The sequence below is a fragment of the Salmonella sp. SA15303 genome, from assembly GCF_029962125.1.
Lineage (GTDB): Bacteria > Pseudomonadota > Gammaproteobacteria > Enterobacterales > Enterobacteriaceae > Salmonella > Salmonella enterica.
In genome coordinates, this window is the sequence record NZ_CP123924.1 from 3,106,983 (window position 1) to 3,126,107 (window position 19,125).

The following is a 19,125-nucleotide window of genomic DNA, read 5'->3' on the forward strand; positions in this document are numbered from 1 at the left end:
GAGGGCATCATGGAATAGTCCCATTTCATTTTCCCTCCCCTGCGCCATCTATACTTAGTGTTTTGCGTCTCTTTTCTCACTGGAGGAGTCATGCGGTGGACCCTGTTCATCCTTTTTTGTCTACTGGGCGCGCCTGCCCATGCGGTCGCCATACCCGGCGTGACCACGGGGACATCAACCAGCCAGCAAGCAGCGCCAGAGCCCAGTCCTGAACAAAAAAAAGCGGCCTATGCGGCCCTGGCTGACGTACTGGAGAACGAGGCTTCACGTAACGAATTGATAGCGCAACTCCGCGAAGCCTCAACCACGCCGCCGACCGAGCCGGCGCCAGCGCTTGCGCCTCCTGCGGCCAAAGATGAGAAAACGGTACTGGAGAACGTCACCACCGTTACCCGTCAGTACGGCGATGCTTTCGCTACCCGTTTCGCCCAGCTTTATCGCAACATCACCGATGCGCCGCACAAACCGTTTAACTCGCAAACCTTCACCAACGCGTTAACCCACTTTTTATTTCTGGCCGCCGCGGTATTTGGTTTTTATAGCGTGATACGGCTTTGCGCCCTGCCGTTATATCGAAAAATGGGCCTGTGGGCGCGCAAGAAAAACCGTGAACGCAGCAACTGGTTACAGCTCCCGGCGATGATCGCCGGCGCGTTTATTATCGACCTGCTGCTACTGGCGCTCACCTTATTTATCGGTCAGATGCTCAGTGATAATTTCCATGCGGGAAGTCGAACTATCGCTTTTCAGCAAAGCCTGTTCCTGAATGCCTTCGCGCTGATAGAGTTCTTTAAAGCGATTCTGCGGCTTATTTTTTGCCCTAATGTACCGGAATTACGCCCATTCGCGATTCAGGATGCGACAGCGCGTTACTGGAATCGCCGTATGAGTTCCCTTAGCAGTTTGATTGGCTACGGGCTAATTGTTGCCGTTCCGATTATTTCCAACCAGGTGAATGTTCAGGTTGGCGCGATGGCTAATGTGGCGATCATGCTCTGCATCACCACCTGGGCGCTGTACCTGATCTTTAAAAACAAAGCGGAGATTACGCAACATTTATTAAGTCTGGCGGAACGATCATTAGCCTTTTTTAGCCTGTTTATCCGCGCCTTTGCGCTGGTGTGGCACTGGCTGGCCAGCGCCTACTTTATCGTGCTGTTTTTCTTCTCGTTATTCGACCCAGGCAATAGTCTGAAGTTTATGATGGGCGCGACCGTGCGCAGTCTGGCGATTATTGGCATCGCGGCGTTTATCTCCGGCATGTTTACCCGCTGGATAGCGAAAACCATCACCCTGTCGCCCCATACGCAGCGCAATTACCCGGAATTACAAAAGCGGCTTAACGGCTGGCTCTCCTCGGCGCTAAAAGTCGCACGCTTTTTGACCGTCTGCGTCGCCGTTATGCTGTTGCTCAACGCCTGGGGATTATTCGATTTCTGGCACTGGCTACATTATGGCGCGGGCGAAAAGATGGTCGATATCCTCATCCGTATCGCGTTAATCTTATTCTTCTCCGCCGTGGGATGGACGATTCTCGCCAGTCTGATTGAGAATCGCCTGGCCTCCGATATTCATGGTCGCCCGCTACCCAGCGCCCGCACGCGCACGCTGCTGACGCTGTTCCGCAATGCGCTGGCAGTGATTATCAGTACCATAACCATCATGATCGTGTTATCGGAAATCGGCGTCAATATCGCGCCGTTGCTGGCTGGCGCGGGGGCGTTAGGTCTGGCTATCTCTTTCGGTTCGCAAACCCTGGTGAAAGATATTATTACCGGCGTCTTTATTCAGTTTGAAAACGGGATGAATACCGGCGACTTAGTCACCATAGGCCCGCTGACGGGGACGGTCGAAAGAATGTCGATTCGTTCCGTCGGCGTGCGGCAGGATACCGGGGCATACCATATTATCCCGTGGTCCTCGATCACCACTTTCGCCAACTTTGTGCGCGGTATCGGCTCAGTTGTCGCCAACTATGACGTGGATCGCCATGAAGATGCGGATAAAGCGAATCAGGCGCTGAAAGACGCGGTAACGGCGCTGATGGAGACGGAGGATATTCGCGGGCTGATTATCGGCGAACCCACGTTCGCCGGTATTGTCGGTTTAACGAACACGGCGTTTACTTTACGCGTGTCGTTCACCACGCTACCGCTCAAGCAGTGGACGGTGCGTTTTGCCCTTGATAGCCAGGTGAAAAAGCATTTTGATCTGGCTAATGTGCGCGCGCCGGTGCAAACGTATCAGGTTCTGCCCGCCCCCGTCGGCGGCCCGTCGCCTGATTCGCTGCCGCCGCGCGAACCGACGATTTAGCGTTTACGGGTGATAAAACGGCGACGCTGGTCGTCATCCATAAAGGTCCAGGCAATAAAGCGGCTTTGCTTTTGCCCCTGGGCCATCTCTTTTTTCACCACTTTCACCGCGCCAGCCTCCGTCAACGCCCGGTAAAGCGGCGGTAAATTCTCGCCGCGCGACACCAACGTCGTAAACCACAACACCTGACGGCGGAAGGATTGGCTTTCAGCAATCATTTTTTTAATAAAGGCGACTTCGCCGCCTTCGCACCATAGCTCCTGCTGTTGACCGCCAAAGTTCAGCGCATCATCTTTATTCTGCCCCAAATTGCGGCGCTTACGCTCGCTGCCCGCGCGGGCTGCGGCGGCGGAGTCGTGAAAAGGCGGGTTACAAAGCGTTGCGTCATAAAATTCATTTTTATGAATAATACCGGTAAAAATGGCCGCCGGATCTTTTTGCCGACGCAGACGAATGGCGCGGCTTAACCCCGTATTAGCCTGAATGATAGCCTGCGCGCTGGACATCGCTGCGTCGCTGACTTCACTACCGGTAAATCGCCAGCCATATTCATGGACGCCGATAAGCGGATAAATACAATTGGCGCCCACGCCCACGTCCAGAATAGTTGCCTGCGCCGGAATACTCCCTGTCGTTTCGCCAAGCAGATCCGCCAGATGATGGATATAATCCGCACGACCAGGCACTGGCGGACATAAAAACCCTGGCGGAATGTCCCAGTGTGTGACGGCATAAAAATGCGCCAGCAATGCCTTATTGAGCGCTTTTACCGCTTGCGGATTAGCAAAATCAACGCTCTGTTCACCGGCGGGCGTGCGGATAAGAAAGGACGTCAATTCCGGCGTGGTCTGACACAGTGCGGCGAGATCATAACGGTGTTGATGGCGGTTGCGCGGGTGTAACCCCGGTTTCTGGGCGGACATGGCATTCTCCTTTTAGCAGCGGCGTAAGATACCCGTATAACGCCACGGGGTAAATATACCACCGCGAATTCCCTGCCTCGCTCGTTTGATCGGATATCTGAATGACATTGGCTCTGCTCATGGTCTGAAAAGATCGCGCGATGCGATTTTTTCACCTGACGGCGCTACACTTAACCTCAGGTACCCTAAAATCAGGAGAGCGTGATGGCATCCGGCTGGGCAAATGACGACGCAGTGAATGAACAAATCAACAATACCATTGAAGATGCCGTTGCCCGCGCTCGCGGCGAACTTCCCCACGGCGAAAGTCGCGATGAATGCGAATCTTGCGGCGATCCTATCCCTGAAGCGCGGCGTAAAGCCGTGCCGGGCGTTCGGTTATGCATAGCCTGCCAACAGGAGAAAGATTTACATAACGCAACATTTTCAGGATATAATCGTAGAGGTTCAAAAGACAGCCAGTTACGCTGACTTTTCTTTACCGAAACCGCCAGTATTATCCATTCCTTTACGCTCATGCTTTTTAGCGTTCTGCGTCGCAGAATGTGCCGTTAACCTCGACTCTGTAAAGCCAGATGACAAGAAAGGTAAATTCAACCGTTGAATTAATTAATAATCAATAGGTTATTTGTCATTCAAAAATTTTGAGCAAGGCAGTCAATTCTATTCGATTTTATCTTTCGCAAAAAACCGTGATACTCATCACATCGACGGAACATCGTCCCATAAACAGAATAACCTGCGAGAGATTAATCATGAAAACCATTAAATATGCTGTTGCAGCCATCGCGCTTTCCACCCTTTCTTTTGGCGCTTTTGCCGCAGAACCGGTTAGCGCGTCTCAGACGCAAAACCTGCATAAAATCGGCGTAGTGTCTGCCGATGGCGCCACCACGCTGGATGGCCTGGAAGCTAAACTGGCTGAAAAAGCCGCCGCTGCTGGCGCAAGCGCTTATAACATCACCTCCGCCGTAGGTAACGACAAAATGAGCGGCACTGCGGTGATTTATAAATAATTTACCTGCCCGCCAGATTTCAGGCTGTAACATCGCTGTTGTTTGAATTCTGACGGGTATTACCCTCGTCTGTTTGCCAACAGACCCACTGCTCCAACCCTCATTAACCCTGTTTGTTACCCTTATTTGCCCGTCCGTCACTGGACGGGCTTTTTTTATTCGCTAAAAGCCTGTTCGACGCGCGCAATTCCGTCTTCTAACGTCGCCGCCTCTCCCGTCGCAACCAGACAACAGGCCATTTGCGTTTTTAATGATTGCGGCACCGGCTCGTGGCCGGCAAGGCAGCGCTCAATCCAGCGCGCGGTGATTTCAGGATCTTTAGTCGCAGGCAGTGAAAGCGGCTCGTCGTGCGTGTCGCTCTGACGCTCATGCAGTACCTGCACGCCGCGGCTATCAATCAGGCTGATTTGCGGACAGCGTTGCGGGTTGGCATAGACTTCGCCTTCGGTACCATGCATCAGCAAAGCCCGCCCGCCAATGCGGCTAAAAAAGATCGCCACACGCGGAACATATTCAGGATGAGAAACGCTTGATAAACGCAGCGCGGCATCCTCAGCAAATGGCGTCGCCAGCTTGGCCAGTGAATGCGCGCTGTTACGCACGCCCATCCGCCAGCGCATCGCCAGCTGTTTTTCCAGCGGCGGGCAGAGCGCGCTCACCGGGATAAACACCGGCTGGCGCCCGTCCAGTTTGGCCTGCGCTTGTCCACCGTGTAGGGTGGGGATAATCCCCATCAGCTCAAATATAGTTTCCGTCAGTACGCGGGTCGGATCTTCACTGACGCCGTGTACTACGACTGGGAAGCCCAATTTATGCAGCAGGATAGCCAGCAGCGGCGTTAAATTCGCCTGTTTACGCGCGCCGTTATAGCTGGGAATAACGACCGGCAACGGCCTATCTGCGGGCGGTGTCAGTTTGATGGTATGATTCTGCATGGCCTCATAAAAGCCCAGCATTTCGGCTTCGCCTTCGCCTTTAATACGCAGCGCCATCAATATACTGCCCATTTCCAGGTCGGGGATGTCGCCATTCAGCATTCGGGTATACAAACCGCGCGCGGTATCCAGATCCAGATCGCGGGCGTGATTTTTACCTCGCCCGATCTCTTTGATGATCTTGCGATAATCCATTGAAAGCTCCTTGAAGTGTGCTCACAGCATTAACGCCGTCGGCGGCGTGCAGGTTTTGCTTTTGGTTTTACTATAACGTCTGGCACGGCAGGCTGCTCTATCGGAAAAACAGGTAAGGCATTCAGTAAACGCTGTCCGTAGTTTTTGGTCAACAACCGCTTATCATAAATGACCACTTCTCCCCGACAGGCATGGCTACGGATCAATCGCCCTACCTGCTGAATTAAATTAAAAGACGCGCTTGGTAAACTTTGTACCTCAAACGGATAACGATTCAGACTTTTTAGCCATTCGCCTTCGGTGATCACGACCGGGCTGTCGATCGGCGGGAAGGCAATTTTATGGATATGGACCTGCGTCAGCAGCTCGCCTTTAAGATCCAGCCCTTCGGCAAAAGACTGAAGCCCAACCAGCACGCTGCGTTCGCCGCTCTCCACCCGTTTACGGTGCAGCTCTACCAGCCGGTAACGCGGCTGGTCACCCTGGACCAAGAGGAGTAAGCGCACATCAGCGACATGCTCCAGAAAACGCTGCATCGCCCGCCCGCTGGCGAACAGTACCAGCATACCATGATGTTTTTTGCTCTCCAGTTGCTCACGAAAATAGGCCGCCATTTCGGCAATATGCTGCTCTTCGTTATCAATGGTGGGTTCGTAGCGCATTTGAGGAATCACCAGTTTCCCCTGTTCCACATGATTAAACGGCGAATCCAGCGCCACAAAGCGATCGCCGGCTTTTTCTTTTAAGCCGCTCATTTCCTGCAGGCGCGAAAAGCTATTGAGCGAGCGCAGTGTCGCCGAGGTGACAATAATGTGCGGTACGCTGCGCCATAACAATCTTTCCAGCTGATCGCTGACGCGGATACCGACACAATGGAACCAGACGTGGAGTTGCCCTTCGCGTATTTCACGCGTCGCCCATTTGGACACCGGCGCGCCTGAAGACTGCGCCATCGAAGCCAGCCGCCATAATTTACTTTGCGCCTCGAACATTCCCAGCGCCCGGTTCATCTGTAAAATCACCCGATGCAAACGCACAATATCGTGCGACCCGGTTTTTTCGCTGAGATCGTTGAGAAAGGATTCCGCCAGCCCACGCAGCGTCTCGGTCAGCTTCGCCAGTCGCTGGCAGATTTCCATGACCTCATCAGGCAACTCGCCCATTGCAAAACGGTGCTCCGCCTCCTGCGCTGCGGGCATATACAGATTAAGAATGGCATTGAGCGAGGCGATCAGTTCGTATACCTCCTCGCAATGGGCGTTAAGTCGCTCAGGATTCGCTAACGGCGGCGTGGTCTTAGGGCGAAATTGCTCCATGCAGGTCGCCACCAGTTTGCTGAACAGATCCAGTTGCAAGCGATACCAGGAGGCGGTAATTTCCGCGCTCATCTCCAGCGCATCGCGAGCGACATCGGGCAGATGATGACCTTCATCCAGTACCAACAGCAGATGCTTTGGTTCCGGCAGTACGGCTTCACTTTCCATCGCCGCCATTACCAGCGCGTGATTCGCCACCACGACTTCCGCTTCTTGTATTTCACGTCGGGCGACAAAGAATGGACACTCGCGGTAATAGTGACAGTTGCGGTTCAGACAACTGGCTTTATCGGTACTTAATCGCCGCCACAGATCGTCGTCAATAGCAATGTCGGTATGATCCCGCAGACCATCCCATTTGTAACCGTCAAGATCCCCTTTCAGCCTGGCGCAGCGCTTTTGCTCTTCCTGGTTGTTAGGCGTCAGTTCGTCATCAAGAAAGGCGAGCAGATCCTGCTGCGTAGGCTCGCTACTGGCGAGCGCCGCCAGGTTTCGCGGACACACGTAACGCCCGCGGCCAAAGGCGGCGGTAAAGCGCAGATCGGGGATGATTTTTCGTAGCAGCGGCAAATCCTTGCTAAAGATCTGATCCTGTAACGCCACGTTAGCGGTACTGACCACCAGTGTTTTTTGCTCTTCCCGGGCAATGGCGATACCGGGAATAAGATAGGAGAGGGTTTTCCCGACGCCGGTCGGCGCTTCAATAGCCAGATGTCTCCCTTCTTCCCCGGCCAGCGTTCTGGCGACGTCAGCAATCATCTGCCGCTGCGGCGCACGGGGAATAAAGTCGGGAATCTGGTCCTGAAGCGCCTTATACCAGGCGGCGATTTGCGCTTTCAGCGCAGCGGTCAATGCCATGAGAAAACCTGAAGTACTGTATAAACAGCCACTATTGTGGCACATTTCAGGGGCGGGAAGTACCTTTTTTGCCGGTTCTGGAAGGCGGCTCGCAACGCGATGTGTATTTTGCCGGATGACGGTGCAAGCACCTTACCGGGCCTACGTATTTGCATAGTCCGTAGGCCCGGTAAGCGTCGCGCTACCGGGCATGTTGCCGGATAAAATTTACTGGGCAGGCGTGATTCTGCGCGGGCGACGCGGCGGACGTGCTTTGTCGCCAGCGGGTTTCCCCTCGCCTGTGCGCGGTTTTGGTTTCGCCTTCGCCGCCCCGCTATCCTGACGTCGCGGCTGCTGACTGCGCCCCGCTCCCCCCTGATTTTGTCCGCGTCCACGACCGCCGCCGCCGCGCTGCTGACGACCGTTCTGAATCGGCTCCGCTTTAATCGACGGGTCCGGCTCATAGCCCGGCGTCGTAATGCGTGGGATCTCTTTTTTCAGCAATTTTTCGATATCACGCAACAGTTTATGCTCGTCAACACAGACCAGCGACAGCGCCTCGCCAGTTGCCGCCGCGCGACCGGTACGGCCAATACGGTGTACATAATCTTCCGGCACGTTCGGCAGTTCATAGTTGACCACGTGCGGCAGCTCTTCAATATCCAGACCACGCGCCGCAATATCCGTCGCCACCAGCACGCGAATATCGCCGGATTTAAAATCGGCCAGCGCGCGGGTACGTGCGCCCTGCGATTTATTACCGTGGATCGCCGCGCTGCGAATACCGTCTTTATTAAGCTGTTCCGCCAGATGGTTCGCGCCATGCTTGGTGCGGGTGAAGACCAACACCTGCTGCCAGTTGCCCTGGCCAATCATCTGCGACAACAGTTCACGTTTGCGTTTTTTATCGACAAAGTGCACGTGCTGCGTCACCTGCTCTGAGGCCGTGTTGCGGCGCGCCACTTCGATTTCCAGCGGGTTGCGCAACAGCTTTTCGGCGAGCGCTTTGATGTCGTCGGAGAACGTGGCGGAGAACAGCAGATTCTGACGCTTCGCCGGCAGTTTCGCCAGCACGCGACGAATGTCGTGAATGAAGCCCATATCCAGCATACGGTCGGCTTCATCCAGTACCAGAATCTCAATCTGATCCAGCTTTACGGCATTTTGATGTTCCAGGTCGAGCAGACGTCCCGGCGTCGCCACCAGCACATCCACGCCGCCGCGCAGTTTCATCATCTGCGGATTGATGCTTACGCCGCCAAACACCACCAGCGAGCGAATATTGAGGTATTTACTGTAATCTCTAACGTTTTCGCCAATTTGCGCCGCCAGTTCGCGGGTTGGCGTGAGGATCAACGCACGCACCGGGCGACGACCTTTAGCATGCGGCTGATGGGTAATCAGGTGCTGCAATAATGGCAGGGTAAAACCCGCCGTTTTACCGGTTCCGGTCTGGGCGCTGGCCATCAGATCGCGGCCTTCCAGCACGGCGGGAATCGCCTGTTGCTGAATAGGGGTAGGTTCACGGTAACCCTGCTCGGCAATGGCGCGCAGGATATCAGGGTTTAATCCCAGGGAATCAAAAGACATAACTACTCCGGACCGCCCCGACCGTTGCCGGTGTAGTTTTCAGGGAGATGCTCAAATTTGGAATGACAAAAACCACAATGTCATGAAGGGGCGGAGTGTAGCAGTTTTTGTGATGCGGCGCATAAATTATCCCGGAAGGTAGCAAAGACAAATTAATCGACCACACTGGACAAGTGCCATTATGAGTCATAGTCTTAATCAATCGATTGATTAAAAATTAGGGCGTGTGATGAATATTCCCACCACGACCACCAAGGGCGAGCAGGCGAAAAGTCAGCTCATTGCCGCCGCGCTGGCGCAGTTTGGCGAGTATGGCCTCCATGCCACCACGCGCGATATCGCCGCGCTGGCGGGGCAAAATATTGCCGCCATTACTTACTATTTCGGCTCAAAAGAGGATTTATACCTCGCCTGCGCCCAGTGGATTGCCGATTTTCTTGGCGAAAAATTTCGCCCGCATGCTGAAAAAGCGGAGCGTCTGTTTAGCCAGCCTGCCCCTGACCGGGACGCCATACGCGAACTCATTCTGCTCGCCTGCAAGAACATGATTATGCTGCTGACGCAGGAAGACACCGTTAACCTGAGCAAATTTATTTCACGCGAGCAGCTCTCTCCCACGTCGGCCTATCAATTGGTCCATGAACAGGTTATCGATCCGTTGCACACCCATCTGACAAGATTGGTTGCCGCTTATACCGGCTGCGACGCCAATGATACGCGCATGATTTTGCATACCCATGCCTTACTGGGCGAAGTGCTGGCGTTCCGTCTCGGCAAAGAAACTATTCTGTTACGTACCGGCTGGCCGCAGTTTGATGAAGAAAAAGCGGAGCTGATTTACCAGACGGTAACCTGCCACATCGATCTTATTCTGCACGGTTTAACGCAAAGGAGTCTGGACTGATGAAAAAACCTGTCGTTATCGGACTGGCAATCGCAGCGATCGTCGCTGTGATTGCCGGTGGAACCTGGTGGTATCAAAGTCGGCAGGACGATGGGCTGACGCTATACGGTAATGTCGATATCCGTACCGTCAATATCAGCTTTCGCGTCGGCGGCAGGCTGGCGTCGCTGAATGTTGATGAAGGCGATGCCATCAAAGCCGGACAGGTGCTCGGCGAACTGGATCACGCGCCATACGAAAACGCGCTGATGCAGGCGAAAGCTGGCGTGTCGGTCGCGCAGGCGCAATATGATTTGATGCTGGCAGGCTATCGCGATGAAGAGATAGCCCAGGCCGCCGCCGCCGTCAGACAGGCGCAAGCCGCCTATGACTACGCGCAAAACTTTTATAACCGTCAGCAAGGATTGTGGAAAAGCCGCACCATTTCCGCTAACGATCTGGAAAACGCCCGCTCATCGCGCGATCAGGCGCAGGCGACGCTGAAGTCCGCGCAGGATAAACTGAGCCAGTACCGTACCGGTAATCGTGAACAGGATATCGCCCAGGCGAAAGCCAGCCTGGAACAGGCAAGGGCCCAACTGGCGCAGGCGCAGCTTGATTTGCAGGACACCACGCTTATCGCGCCTGCCAACGGAACCTTGCTCACCCGCGCGGTCGAGCCTGGCAGTATGCTGAACGCCGGCAGCACGGTATTAACGCTCTCGCTGACCCGCCCCGTCTGGGTGCGCGCCTATGTCGATGAACGCAACCTCAGTCAGACGCAACCGGGGCGCGACATTCTGTTGTATACCGACGGTCGTCCTGACAAACCTTACCACGGCAAGATTGGTTTCGTTTCGCCCACCGCGGAATTTACGCCGAAAACCGTCGAAACGCCGGATCTGCGTACCGATCTCGTCTATCGCCTGCGCATTATCGTCACCGATGCGGACGATGCGTTACGCCAGGGGATGCCAGTCACGGTGAAATTTAATGACGAGGCACGGCATGAGTGAGGCCGTTATTACGCTGCACGGTCTGACGAAGCGCTTTGCGGGAATGGATAAACCCGCCGTCGCGCCGCTCGACTGTACCATTCATTCCGGTTATGTCACCGGGCTGGTAGGGCCGGACGGCGCAGGAAAAACCACGCTAATGCGTATGCTGGCAGGCCTGCTCAAAGCCGATGGCGGCAGCGCGTCCGTATTGGGCTTCGACCCGATACAAAACGACAGCGAGCTGCACGCGGTTCTGGGCTATATGCCGCAGAAATTTGGTCTGTATGAAGATCTTACCGTCATGGAGAACCTTAATCTCTATGCCGATTTACGCAGCGTTACCGGCGAGATACGGGAAAAGACCTTTGCCCGTTTGTTGGAATTTACCGCCCTCGGCCCTTTCACTGGCCGTCTGGCGGGGAAATTGTCCGGCGGGATGAAGCAAAAACTGGGGCTGGCCTGTACGCTGGTCGGCGAACCGAAAGTGCTGCTGTTGGATGAACCGGGCGTTGGCGTTGACCCGATTTCACGGCGCGAGTTGTGGCAAATGGTCCACGAACTGGCGGGCGACGGGATGCTGATTTTATGGAGCACCTCCTATCTGGATGAAGCCGAACAGTGCCGCGATGTGCTGCTGATGAATGAAGGCGAGCTGCTCTATCAGGGCGAACCTAAAGCGCTGACGCAAACGATGGCCGGTCGTAGCTTTCTGATGAGCAGTCCACAGGAAAACAACCGTAAGTTACTACAGAGAGCGCTCAGACTGCCGCAGGTGAGCGACGGCATGATTCAGGGGCGTTCGGTACGCCTGATCCTGAAAAAAGAGGCGACCGCAGCAGATATTCGTCAGGCCGAAGGAATGCCGGAAATCACCCTCAATGAGACCGCGCCGCGCTTCGAAGATGCGTTTATCGATCTGCTTGGCGGAGCGGGAACCTCGGAGTCTCCGCTGGGTTCAATCCTGCATACGGTTGAAGGCACTGCCGGCGAAACGGTGATTGAAGCGCAGGAACTGACGAAAAAATTTGGCGATTTCGCGGCCACGGACCATGTTAATTTCGTCGTACAACGCGGCGAGATTTTTGGCCTGCTCGGCCCGAACGGCGCGGGTAAATCAACCACCTTTAAAATGATGTGCGGCCTGCTGGTGCCGACGTCCGGCAAGGCGCTGGTGCTGGATATGGATCTGAAAGTCAGCTCCGGCAAAGCCCGTCAGCATCTGGGCTATATGGCGCAAAAATTTTCGCTTTACGGCAACCTGACGGTTGAGCAGAACCTGCGTTTTTTCTCCGGCGTCTACGGTTTGCGGGGCCGCGCGCAAAATGAAAAAATTCAGCGCATGAGTGAAGCGTTTGGTCTGAAAAGCATCGCGTCGCATCCCACCGATGCGCTGCCGCTGGGCTTTAAACAGCGACTGGCGCTGGCCTGCTCGCTGATGCACGAACCGGATATTTTATTCCTTGATGAACCAACGTCCGGGGTTGATCCCCTCACCCGCCGTGAATTTTGGCTGCACATTAATAGTATGGTGGAAAAAGGGGTCACGGTAATGGTGACGACCCACTTTATGGATGAGGCGGAATATTGCGATCGCATCGGACTGGTTTATCGCGGAAAGCTTATCGCCAGCGGTACGCCGGACGATCTCAAAGCGCAGGCCGCCGATGAGCAACAAGCCGATCCGACGATGGAGCAGGCCTTTATCACTCTCATCAATGACTGGGATAAGGAGCATACGCATGAGTAAGTCTCTCTCCTGGCGCCGCGTGCGTGCGTTGTGCGTCAAAGAGACGCGCCAGATCGTGCGCGATCCCAGTAGCTGGCTGATTGCGGTGGTGATCCCGCTGCTGTTGCTGTTTATTTTTGGTTACGGCATTAACCTCGACTCCAGTAAGCTGCGGGTGGGGATTCTGCTTGAACAGCAAAGCCAGGAGGCGCTGGATTTCACTCATGCGATGACCGGTTCACCCTATATCGACGCGACCATTAGCGATAATCGCCATGAATTAATTGAAAAAATGCAGGCCGGACGCATTCGCGGACTGGTGGTGATTCCGGTGGATTTTGCGCAGCAAATGGCGCGCGACGGTGACAGCGCGCCGATTCAGGTGATTACCGACGGCAGCGAGCCAAATACCGCCAACTTCGTTCAGGGCTATGTTGAAGGCATCTGGCAAATCTGGCAACAGCAGAGGGCGGAAGATCGCGGCGACACCTTTGAACCGCTCATCGACGTCCAGACGCGCTACTGGTTTAACCCGGCGGCGATCAGTCAGCATTTTATCATTCCCGGAGCGGTGACCATTATCATGACGGTAATTGGCGCCATCCTCACCTCGCTGGTCGTTGCCCGCGAATGGGAACGCGGCACGATGGAGGCGCTGCTCTCAACCGAAGTGACGCGTGTTGAACTGCTGCTGTGTAAGCTTATTCCCTATTACTTTCTCGGTATGCTGGCGATGCTGCTCTGTATGCTGGTATCGGTGTTTATTCTCGGCGTGCCGTATCGCGGTTCGCTGGTGATTCTGTTTATCATCACCAGTCTGTTTTTACTGAGTACGCTGGGGATGGGGCTGTTGATTTCCACCATCACTCGCAACCAGTTTAACGCCGCGCAGGTGGCGCTGAACGCCGCCTTTTTACCCTCGATTATGCTGTCCGGGTTTATCTTCCAGATAGACAGTATGCCTGCGGTGATCCGCGCGGTGACCTATATTATTCCGGCGCGCTATTTTGTTAGCACCCTGCAAAGTCTGTTTCTGGCCGGCAATATTCCGGTCGTGTTAGGCGTTAACGTACTGTTTTTAATCGCCTCGGCGGTGATGTTTATTGGCCTGACGTGGCTAAAAACCAAACGACGGCTGGATTAACTATGTGTATGGATAATTGTCGTCGTAGGCCGGATAAGGCGTTCACGCCGCCATCCGGTATTATGCCTGATACGCTTTGCTTATCAGGCCTGCAAACTGGACTGAGAGGACGGGCATGTTTCATCGTTTATGGACGTTAATTCGCAAAGAACTGCAATCGCTTTTACGCGAACCGCAAACGCGCGCGATCCTGATTCTGCCGGTGCTGATTCAGGTCATCCTGTTTCCGTTCGCCGCGACGCTTGAAGTCACTAACGCGACTATCGCCATCTATAACGAAGATAACGGCAAACATTCGGTAGAACTTACCCAGCGCTTTGCCCGCGCGAAAGCGTTTACCCATGTGCTATTGCTGAACAGTCCGCAGGAGATCCAGCCGACTATCGATACGCAAAAAGCGCTGCTGCTGGTACGCTTCCCGGCGGATTTCTCGCGGAATCTGGATACCTTCCAGCCTGCGCCGATGCAACTCATTCTTGATGGACGTAACTCCAACAGCGCGCAAATTGCCGCCAATTATCTGCAACAGATCGTCAAGGAGTATCAGCAGACACTGATGGACGGCAAGCCAAAGCCCAACAATAGCGAACTGGTGGTACGCAACTGGTATAACCCGAATCTGGACTACAAGTGGTTTGTAGTGCCCTCGCTGATCGCCATGATCACCACTATTGGCGTGATGATCGTCACTTCGCTGTCCGTCGCCCGCGAGCGTGAACAAGGCACTCTGGATCAGCTGCTGGTCTCTCCGCTCACCACCTGGCAGATTTTCGTTGGTAAAGCGGTGCCGGCGCTGATTGTCGCGACCTTCCAGGCCACGATCGTGCTGGCTATCGGCATTTGGGCATACCAAATTCCCTTCGCCGGTTCGTTAGCGCTGTTTTATTTCACGATGGTGATTTACGGGCTGTCGCTGGTAGGCTTTGGCTTGCTGATATCATCGCTTTGCGCCACGCAACAGCAGGCGTTTATCGGCGTCTTTGTCTTTATGATGCCGGCGATTCTGCTCTCGGGTTATGTCTCGCCGGTGGAAAACATGCCGGTCTGGCTGCAAAACCTGACGTGGATAAACCCTATCCGCCACTTTACTGATATTACCAAGCAAATTTATCTTAAGGACGCGAGTCTGGGGATTGTCTGGGGAAGTTTGTGGCCGCTATTGGTGATAGCGGCCACCACGGGTTCAGCGGCGTATGCGATGTTTAGACGCAAAGTGATGTAGCTTTTTATCTTTCGCCAGTAGCGAGACCACGGCGGGCCCGGCCAGGATAGCCAGCCCCGCCAGCGCCAGTAAGACATTGTTTTGCAATACGCGGGATAGCAGCCAGAGGACAATCAGCGCGGTGCCGAAGTACCAGGTGGTAGTCAGCTCTTCCAGCACATCCGCCACATCGCGCCAGCGTTGCTCATGATGGCGCTGCAACGCCAGCATCAGCAGTACCGTCACGCCATAAAGCACGCATAATCCCAGGCCGACGCGCACTAATGTGCCGCTCATCCAGCCTATTACCAGCATCGCCACTACCAGTAAATGCAACATAATCTGCCAACAACCGAGGCCGGTTGCGACACGAACGCGTTGTTGCCACTTCATGGCTTTTCTCCTGAAGCATTTTTCTCTCATTATTCAGAGTACCGAACTTTACGGAAAATTCCGTAAGACCGCATCTTTTTGTGACGACGACTACACTATTTCAATCAGGATAGTGACGCGGACAGGAAGAAAATGACTCAACACACGCGAAATTTTTCATTCAAAGTGCTCACAATTAATACGCACAAAGGTTTTACCGCCTTTAATAAACGCTTCATCCTGCCGGAGCTGCGCGACGCCGTCAGAACGGTCGGCGCCGATATCGTCTGTCTGCAAGAAGTGATGGGCGCGCATGAAGTACATCCGCTGCATATCGAAAACTGGCCGGACACTACCCACTATGAATTTTTGGCCGACACCATGTGGAGCGATTTCGCCTATGGCCGCAATGCGGTCTATCCGGAAGGCCACCACGGTAACGCGGTTCTTTCTCGCTATCCCATTGAACATTATGAAAATCGCGACGTCTCGGTCGGCGGTAGCGAAAAACGCGGCGTGCTCTATTGCCGCATTACGCCGCCCATGCTCAACCGCCCTATCCACGTCATGTGCGTACATCTCGGCCTGCGGGAGAGTCACCGCCAGGCACAGCTAACCATGCTGGCGGGATGGGTGAATGCCTTGCCGGAATCAGAACCGGTGCTGGTGGCCGGAGACTTTAATGACTGGCGGCAAAAGGCCGGCCCGCCGTTAAACGCGGCCGGGTTGGAGGAGATATTCACCCGTGCCCATGGCCGACCGGCGCGCACATTCCCGGTGAGTATGCCGCTGCTGCGACTCGATCGTATTTACGTCAAGAATGCGAACGCCAGTTCTCCTGGGGCGCTACCGCTGCGGAACTGGCGACATTTATCAGACCATGCCCCCCTTAGCGCGGAGATCCATCTATGAAATGCGGCTGGCGTGAAGGTAATCAAATTCAGCTACTGGAAAACGGCGACCAGTTCTATCCTGCCGTGTTTGAGGCTATCGCTCAGGCACAGCAAAAAATCATTCTGGAAACCTTTATCTTGTTTGAAGATGAGGTGGGTAAAAAACTCCATGCCGCTCTGCTAAAAGCCGCACAGCGCGGCGTAAAAGCCGAAGTATTACTCGACGGATACGGCTCTCCCGATCTCAGCGACGCGTTTGTCGGCGAATTAACCTCGGCGGGCGTGATTTTTCGCTATTACGACCCCCGCCCGCGTCTACTGGGGTTGCGAACCAATATCTTCCGCCGAATGCACCGCAAAATTGTGGTGATTGATGATCGTATTGCCTTTGTCGGCGGCATTAACTACTCCGCCGAACATATGTCGGATTACGGCCCGCAGGCGAAACAAGACTACGCGGTACGGGTCGAAGGGCCTGTTGTGGCCGATATCCTGCAATTCGAAGTCGAGAATCTGCCGGGGCAAAGCCCCGCGCGCCGCTGGTGGAAGCACCATCACCAGGCAGAAGAAAACCGTCACCCCGGCGAAGCGCAGGCGCTGTTTGTCTGGCGAGATAACGAAGAGCACCGCGACGATATCGAACGTCATTATCTGAAAATGCTGACCCAGGCAAAGCGTGAGGTGATTATCGCTAACGCCTATTTTTTCCCCGGCTATCGCTTGCTCCACGCAATGCGTAAAGCCGCCCGCCGTGGCGTGAGCGTAAAACTGATTGTCCAGGGGGAACCAGACATGCCGATAGTCAAAGTCGGCGCGCGGTTGCTCTATAACTATCTGGTGAAGGGCGGTGTGCAGGTTTATGAATACCGACGACGTCCGCTGCATGGCAAAGTGGCGCTGATGGACGATCACTGGGCCACGGTAGGGTCGAGTAATCTCGATCCGCTCAGCCTGTCGCTTAACCTTGAAGCTAACCTGATCATTCACGATCGTACTTTTAACCAGACCCTGCGCGATAACTTACAAGGCATCATCGTGAACGATTGTAAGCAGGTCGATGAGTCTATGCTGCCGAAACGCACCTGGTGGAACCTGACCAAAAGCGTGCTGGCGTTCCACTTTTTACGCCATTTCCCGGCGCTGGTCGGCTGGCTACCGGCGCATACCCCGCATCTGGCGCAGGTTCCCCCGCCTGCCCAGCCAGAAATGGAAACCCAGGATCGCGTTGATCCAGAAAATACAGGAGTGAAGCCCTAATGGCTAAATCGCATCCGCGCTGGCGGCTGGCTAAAAAAGTGCTGACCTGGCTGTTTTTTATTGCGGTCGTCGTTCTGCTGGTGGTTTATGCTAAAAAGGTCGACTGGGGCGATGTCTGGACCGTCATCCGTGACTATAACCGCACGGCGCTTTTAAGCGCTGTAGGACTGGTGATCGTTAGCTATCTTCTGTACGGCTGCTACGACCTGCTTGGACGGCTTTATTGCGGCCATAAGCTGGCGAAGCGACAGGTGATGTTGGTATCGTTCGTCTGCTATGCCTTTAACCTGACGCTCAGCACCTGGGTCGGCGGGATCGGGATGCGTTACCGACTGTACTCTCGCCTCGGGTTGCCCGGCAGTACTATCACGCGTATTTTCTCACTCAGCATTACCACTAACTGGCTGGGCTATATTCTGCTTGGCGGCATCATTTTTACCTTCGGCATTGTCCAGCTTCCCGACCACTGGTATATCGATGAAGGCACGCTACGTATTCTCGGTATCGTTTTATTGTTGATTATCGCGGTCTATCTGTGGTTTTGCGCCTTTGCGAAGCGGCGGCATATGACGATTAAAGGACAGAAACTGGTGCTGCCGTCATGGAAATTCGCGCTGGCGCAGATGGCGATCTCCAGCGCGAACTGGATGGCGATGGGCGCCATCATCTGGCTGCTGATGGGTCAGGATGTGAACTATTTCTTTGTGCTGGGCGTACTGCTGGTGAGCAGTATCGCGGGCGTCATCGTGCATATTCCGGCAGGCATCGGCGTGCTGGAGGCCGTATTCCTTGCGTTGCTGGCGGGCGAACATACGTCGCAAGGCACGATTATCGCCGCCCTGCTCGCATACCGCGTGCTTTACTATTTTATTCCCCTGTTGCTGGCGCTGGTGTGCTATCTGATCCTGGAGAGCCGGGCGAAGAAGCTGCGGGCGAAAAACGAGCGGGCGATGGCGAAATAAATTTAAGCAGACGCGTTTTCGCTTTCCAGCACAACGCGTTTTATCCGGTAAAAATAAACATATGCTGAGAAAAAAGACGTATTCATCTGTAAGCGGGAAAAAAGCAGCAATGACCAGCTAAACAGCAGCAGGAGCACTTCGTGAAACTCGCCCATGAATACTGATGACAGGGTACAGAACGTTGCCAACGTAACGGAAATAATGGCCAGCAATAACGCATAGCGGTAAATAATGACCCCGCTCATTCTTCCTTTAAGCAGGAGCTGATTTGACGGGGTAAGAAAAGCGATATAGCCCACGGCCAGGAAGAAGACCAGCTCCAGATGCTTTTTATTGTGCAGCTCAAACTGCGCAATAACCATGTTTATACTGACGATCCATGTCATCGTCATCATGATCGCCGTAAGCCCAATAACACCTCCGTGAGGAATACCTTGTTCATACCAGTTTTTTTTGTAGTGGCTGGCCGGATACACAGGTAACTTAATTTCTGGCGGGATCAACTGCCCTTTTTTCACCAGCTCCGCCAGTGTTTTTCCTGTTAGCCACGTCATCAGGTTCATG

General features: G+C 54.4%; 17 protein-coding genes. 11 read left to right on the forward strand and 6 right to left on the reverse strand.

Features of this window, described 5'->3' with window-relative positions; genetic code table 11:
• Positions 1-90 precede the first annotated feature (90 nt).
• A complete protein-coding gene (gene ybiO / locus QEN31_RS15325; RefSeq protein ID WP_058653247.1) occupies positions 91-2,313 on the forward strand; it encodes a mechanosensitive channel protein in 2,223 nt (740 codons plus the stop codon).
• Here the strand turns inward: ybiO and rlmF are convergent.
• Positions 2,310-3,236, reverse strand: coding sequence for a 23S rRNA (adenine(1618)-N(6))-methyltransferase RlmF (gene rlmF, locus QEN31_RS15330; RefSeq protein WP_001275962.1), 927 nt, complete (start codon positions 3,234-3,236; stop codon positions 2,310-2,312). The genes ybiO and rlmF overlap by 4 nt on opposite strands.
• Before the next feature lie 204 nt (positions 3,237-3,440).
• On the opposite strand from rlmF, the gene QEN31_RS15335 reads away from it, so the two are divergent.
• Positions 3,441-3,707 carry a DksA/TraR family C4-type zinc finger protein gene (locus QEN31_RS15335; protein WP_000146330.1) on the forward strand — a complete coding sequence of 89 codons (267 nt, stop codon included), beginning with the start codon at positions 3,441-3,443 and terminating at the stop codon, positions 3,705-3,707.
• A 284-nt stretch (positions 3,708-3,991) separates the two neighbouring features.
• Positions 3,992-4,252, forward strand: a complete 261-nt coding sequence (gene ybiJ, locus QEN31_RS15340; protein WP_000849089.1) for a DUF1471 family protein YbiJ — start codon at positions 3,992-3,994, stop codon at positions 4,250-4,252.
• A gap of 155 nt (positions 4,253-4,407) precedes the next feature.
• Here the strand turns inward: ybiJ and ybiB are convergent, their stop codons facing one another.
• The 3 genes from ybiB to rhlE all read right to left on the reverse strand — a co-directional run bounded on the left by ybiB (position 4,408) and on the right by rhlE (position 9,125).
• Positions 4,408-5,382: a DNA-binding protein YbiB gene (gene ybiB, locus QEN31_RS15345; RefSeq protein WP_327258339.1), complete on the reverse strand. Its 975-nt coding sequence runs from the start codon at positions 5,380-5,382 to the stop codon at positions 4,408-4,410.
• 29 nt (positions 5,383-5,411) lie between these two features.
• Positions 5,412-7,556, reverse strand: a complete 2,145-nt coding sequence (gene dinG, locus QEN31_RS15350; protein ID WP_001218630.1) for an ATP-dependent DNA helicase DinG — start codon at positions 7,554-7,556, stop codon at positions 5,412-5,414.
• Positions 7,557-7,763: 207 nt separating this feature from the next.
• Entirely contained in the window at positions 7,764-9,125 is a 1,362-nt protein-coding gene (gene rhlE, locus QEN31_RS15355) for an ATP-dependent RNA helicase RhlE (protein ID WP_000007065.1), read from the reverse strand.
• Between the two features lie 229 nt (positions 9,126-9,354).
• On the opposite strand from rhlE, the gene cecR reads away from it, so the two are divergent.
• The 5 genes from cecR to QEN31_RS15380 all read left to right on the forward strand — a co-directional run bounded on the left by cecR (position 9,355) and on the right by QEN31_RS15380 (position 15,098).
• Positions 9,355-10,029, forward strand: coding sequence for a transcriptional regulator CecR (cecR, locus tag QEN31_RS15360; RefSeq protein ID WP_001025254.1), 675 nt, complete (start codon positions 9,355-9,357; stop codon positions 10,027-10,029).
• Positions 10,029-11,024, forward strand: coding sequence for a secretion protein HlyD (hlyD, locus tag QEN31_RS15365; RefSeq protein ID WP_000743434.1), 996 nt, complete (start codon positions 10,029-10,031; stop codon positions 11,022-11,024). Before cecR ends, hlyD begins: the two co-directional genes overlap by 1 nt.
• Positions 11,017-12,753 (forward strand): ATP-binding cassette domain-containing protein, encoded by a 1,737-nt coding sequence (locus tag QEN31_RS15370; protein WP_001287616.1) that lies wholly within the window; start codon positions 11,017-11,019, stop codon positions 12,751-12,753. Before hlyD ends, QEN31_RS15370 begins: the two co-directional genes overlap by 8 nt.
• Positions 12,746-13,876, forward strand: a complete 1,131-nt coding sequence (locus QEN31_RS15375) for an ABC transporter permease (protein ID WP_000045765.1) — start codon at positions 12,746-12,748, stop codon at positions 13,874-13,876. The genes QEN31_RS15370 and QEN31_RS15375 overlap by 8 nt, the downstream gene beginning before the upstream one ends.
• A 115-nt stretch (positions 13,877-13,991) precedes the next feature.
• Positions 13,992-15,098: an ABC transporter permease gene (locus tag QEN31_RS15380; protein WP_000469050.1), complete on the forward strand. Its 1,107-nt coding sequence runs from the start codon at positions 13,992-13,994 to the stop codon at positions 15,096-15,098.
• Here the strand turns inward: QEN31_RS15380 and QEN31_RS15385 are convergent.
• On the reverse strand, positions 15,060-15,470 hold the full coding sequence (locus tag QEN31_RS15385; RefSeq protein ID WP_000871970.1) for a YbhQ family protein: 411 nt from the start codon (positions 15,468-15,470) through the stop codon (positions 15,060-15,062). The two genes, QEN31_RS15380 and QEN31_RS15385, sit on opposite strands and share 39 nt — an antisense overlap.
• A gap of 132 nt (positions 15,471-15,602) precedes the next feature.
• Here QEN31_RS15385 and QEN31_RS15390 point away from each other — a divergent pair, with 132 nt between their 5' ends.
• The 3 genes from QEN31_RS15390 to QEN31_RS15400 are packed head-to-tail and all read left to right on the forward strand — an operon-like array spanning position 15,603 to position 18,561.
• Positions 15,603-16,361 (forward strand): endonuclease/exonuclease/phosphatase family protein, encoded by a 759-nt coding sequence (locus QEN31_RS15390; protein WP_020839465.1) that lies wholly within the window; start codon positions 15,603-15,605, stop codon positions 16,359-16,361.
• Positions 16,358-17,599: a cardiolipin synthase ClsB gene (gene clsB / locus QEN31_RS15395; RefSeq protein ID WP_064239889.1), complete on the forward strand. Its 1,242-nt coding sequence runs from the start codon at positions 16,358-16,360 to the stop codon at positions 17,597-17,599. The genes QEN31_RS15390 and clsB overlap by 4 nt, the downstream gene beginning before the upstream one ends.
• Positions 17,599-18,561 carry a lysylphosphatidylglycerol synthase transmembrane domain-containing protein gene (locus QEN31_RS15400; protein WP_001129817.1) on the forward strand — a complete coding sequence of 321 codons (963 nt, stop codon included), beginning with the start codon at positions 17,599-17,601 and terminating at the stop codon, positions 18,559-18,561. The genes clsB and QEN31_RS15400 overlap by 1 nt, the downstream gene beginning before the upstream one ends.
• Positions 18,562-18,563: 2 nt before the next feature.
• On the opposite strand, the gene QEN31_RS15405 is transcribed toward QEN31_RS15400, so the two are convergent.
• A complete protein-coding gene (locus tag QEN31_RS15405; protein WP_001052196.1) occupies positions 18,564-19,124 on the reverse strand; it encodes a hypothetical protein in 561 nt (186 codons plus the stop codon).
• Position 19,125 lies beyond the last annotated feature (1 nt).